Here is a 771-nt window from a genome sequence, read left to right as displayed (position 1 = left end):
CCTGGTCATCAGGACGACGCTGCAACCCAAGATCCAGGCCGCGGCCCAGAACACGGTCAATGCCGTGATAGCGCCCAGCAACCCGGTGTCGGCCACCGAGGTGGTGATCGAACCCGGCACCGGCAACATCCTGGCGATGGCGGTGAACCGGGTGTTCGGCTCCGACTCCGCCGCCAACCAGACCAAGGAGCCGCTGGCGACCAAGGCGGTGTTCCAACCCGGGTCGACCTTCAAGACGTTCACCCTCGCCGCGGCGCTCGAGGCCGGCTACGGGCTGAACACCCAGTTCTACTCGCCCTCCTGCTACAGCACGAAGGCGTTCCCCCTGAACCGGCGGGACGGCAGTGACTGCGCCACCGGCTACTCGAACGCCGATCCCGCGGAAAGCGGGGTGTACGACATGTCCCGCGCGACCTGGGACTCGGTGAACACCTACTACATCCAGCTCGAGGAGAAGATCGGCGTACGGGCCGTCGTCAACATGGCGACCCGCCTGGGCATCCCCGCGTCCTACCTGGCGGACGTCCACCCGACCAAGGGTGACCTGACCATCGGCTCCGAGCGGGTCACACCGCTGGACATGACCAACGCCTACGCCACGCTCGCCGCGCACGGCGTCCACTGCGATCCGCGGTACGTCCTGTCGGCAACGGACTCCGGCAACCAGAACGTCGACATCGCCCCCGCTCCCGCCTGCCAGCGGACGGTGTCGGCCGGTGTGGCCGACACCGTGACGAGCATCCTGGCCGGGGTGATCACACAGGGCACCGG

General features: G+C 68.0%; 1 protein-coding gene. It reads left to right on the top strand.

All coding sequences use genetic code 11. The features are described from left to right. Positions 1-771: penicillin-binding transpeptidase domain-containing protein (locus tag DD1DGNOD_RS06150; protein WP_250645433.1), on the top strand; the 771-nt coding region annotated here is incomplete at both ends.

Source organism: Candidatus Protofrankia californiensis, assembly GCF_900634765.1.
In the GTDB taxonomy this organism is placed as follows: Bacteria; Actinomycetota; Actinomycetes; order Frankiales; family Frankiaceae; genus Protofrankia; species Protofrankia californiensis.
Note: the sequence above shows the minus strand (reverse complement) of the source record. Positions and strands in the feature narration are given on the sequence as shown.